Here is a 2,689-nt window from a genome sequence, read left to right as displayed (position 1 = left end):
GTCAGTCTAAGAGTTGGGGCAAAACAAGGAAATCTGACTGTGGCTTTGCTTGCACCTAACGGTGAGGGCTTTCTGCTGTGCTGTATTCCGTGATTCGTCAGCCCGAACCGAAGCTGAGTAAAGTTAATGAAGATGAAAATATATTCTATAGCTCGGCTTTATTCGTTCAGCCCGGACTGCGGCCGATAAGCGAACGGGACGATCAGTACATATTCGTCAGCCAGCATAGCAGAAAACCCCATGTTAGGCGCATTTGGTCTTTGCCCGTAATTTGTCACGAATAATTTTTGCTTGGTCGTCCCCAAGTTTCATGAGGTCAAAAACCATGTTTTGTATTTGTTCAAACTTTTCAATGTCCGCATTTATTTCCTCGTCTATTAATTCTTTGAATTGTGTCGTGTTGTTTTTGATGTAGGATTCAATTTTGTTAATGATGTCAGGGTTTGTTCGTTCGTTAGGCCTTTTGGAAATTAAGAACTCTTTCCAGTCACGATTGCCCTTTTTTGAATTACAGTCTTTACAGCAGGGAATTAAATTGCCAACTTGATGTCCATATCCTGAAAACTTCCCGTCTTTAACGATTGCCATAATGTGATCCCAAGTTTCGGCAGGTCTGTCACAATAAATGCATAACAAATCTTTATCTGGGTCTTGTCCAAGTGTCCTTAACGCAATATCAATTTTTTCTACGTCGTAAGCATCAGCTACTGATAATGCGGAGGCAAAAGCATGGGCGATTGTTGTTTTGCGTTTTCCGTGAATAGAATAATCTTGAAGGTGTCTCTTTATATCTTGCTTCTTCATGATGTTTGGATGCAATTGCGCCTAACGGACACGGCTTGGCGATGTGGCGGTATTTGAAAATCGTCAGCCCGTAACCGCTGCTGAATAAAGTTACAAAAGTTGATTATTAATTCTGTTGCTCATAGAAGTATTCCGTCGGCTGGAACTGCAGCCGATTAGCAAAACAAAAAGTTGAGCATATATTCGTCGCCCCGCCATATTGCCAAACCGCCTGTTGTGCGTTCGGCTTTTTACGCTTTGTCGTCTAAGTTCAGGTGTGCAACTAGCAACACAATATTGTTTTCAAGTGCGGCCTGGTCGCCTTCAATATTTATAATGTTCCCAAGTCCAGCCTCTCTCAATAAGACACTTGTGATAACAAAAAGGTCATTGTCAATAATGTTACCGCCTACATTACAAACTTCACCGATGTTGAATAATGTCCAATTGCGAATAAAATCATAAACGTTTAGAGAACTTGAGTTGTTGTTTAAGAAAGGCAAGTCAAAGAGCGGCAAACCATATTTGGGGAAATGCTTAAACATCCGATAAATCATTTCCTCCCAAAATGGATGGTCAAATCCAAAAAACGGGAAATGATTTGAAGTTCTCTCGTTAACTGTGTCAATATGATTTTTTAAGTCGCTAAAAGAAATCTTAGTTTCATTTTGTAGTCCGTGAATAGTTTTTGCATTTGCTAAAACCATTTCACCTGGGCTTTTAAAAAGTCCATAAGTGCCTAAGTTCTCTGAATGATTAAGAAATACAATTTCGTCTTTATAATTTTTTTTGAACAGTCCCTTTTTACCGGTTATTGTTGGAAAATTTCTTAAAAGATAAAGTTGGTCTTGGTCAATCTTCCAATTATTTATGGTGTCTTCTTTTTTATTTTGAACAAACGTTATTTTTTCAAAAACTACATTCTTGTCTTTTGTAGCAACGCAAATAATAGCCATGTCAGCCATTTCCGTTGTAACTGGTTTGTCCTGATTGCTAAATTCAACGAATGACCTTGTTCCATGAATTTTGCGACTATAAAAATTTAGCTTGTCAAACGACTTACCGTTTAGTGTATCACACATATCGGTTACAGTTTTGACCTCATTGTGAGAATTGGAATATGAGTTAGCTAATGCTTCATAAGTTTCTTTAGATAAATTGTTTTGAAACTGTCTAAAGTCTCTACGATTATAATAGTCTGCAAAAATTCTGTATAGTCTGTCCATAAGTTAAGGTTGTCTCGTTAAGCTGACGCACAACGGTTGGGCTTTGCGAAGTACGGGACTTAGAATTCCGTCCGCCCGCTTGGCCGTACCTTTTTGTTTTACACGGCCAAGGTACAAAAGCCGGGCAGAATTACAACAGTATTTAAGGCGATATTATGTCGCCCGTATTTTGCAAAACCCCTGTTGTGTGCAGTTATTTTGTTCTTACAAATCGACCTTCATTAACAGTTATGTGCACATTTCCTGTGTATGTAGTTCTAAAGAATATGGTGTCTTCTGTTGAGTTTTTTAATTCGAAGCAGTGTTCACCAAAAGAACGGTGAAGTAACTTATTTAATTCGCTACTAGTGTCAGGTGATATTCCGTCAACCTTAAGAGTAAAATAGCAATCATAGATCCAATTAATTTGGCCTCTAAGTGTATCACGAAAACTGCAGCATTTAGAGAACCTATCTTTTGATATTGATATTATTGAGGGTTTTTCTGTGGAGTTGAAAGTGTATTTAATCTGATACTTTCCATCAGGCAATAATTTGCATTTGAATTTAGAAGTTTGTGTCGTCCAAGAGAGGGTACAGAGAGCGAGAGCCAAAAAAAGTAATTTATATTTTGTCATTCTCAATAATCTTTGGTCAGGGTATTTGTACTTCGATGCAGAACTGTACGAAATTGCACACAAC

At 38.1% G+C, this 2,689-nt stretch carries 3 protein-coding genes; all 3 read right to left on the bottom strand.

Going from position 1 to position 2,689, the window contains the following annotated elements:
- Positions 1–243 precede the first annotated feature (243 nt).
- A complete protein-coding gene (locus tag F0364_RS20415) occupies positions 244–804 on the bottom strand; it encodes an HNH endonuclease (protein ID WP_153799669.1) in 561 nt (186 codons plus the stop codon).
- Between the two features lie 230 nt (positions 805–1,034).
- Positions 1,035–2,009 (bottom strand): hypothetical protein, encoded by a 975-nt coding sequence (locus F0364_RS20410; protein ID WP_153799668.1) that lies wholly within the window; start codon positions 2,007–2,009, stop codon positions 1,035–1,037.
- Positions 2,010–2,202: 193 nt separating this feature from the next.
- A partial coding sequence (locus F0364_RS29020) for a hypothetical protein (RefSeq protein WP_207632799.1) occupies positions 2,203–2,689 on the bottom strand: 487 nt, incomplete at its 5' end.

The organism is Foetidibacter luteolus (assembly GCF_009650435.1).
Classification (GTDB): domain Bacteria; phylum Bacteroidota; class Bacteroidia; order Chitinophagales; family Chitinophagaceae; genus Foetidibacter; species Foetidibacter luteolus.
The sequence above is the reverse complement of the archived record's forward strand: the minus strand, read 5'-3'. Positions and strand labels throughout refer to the sequence as shown.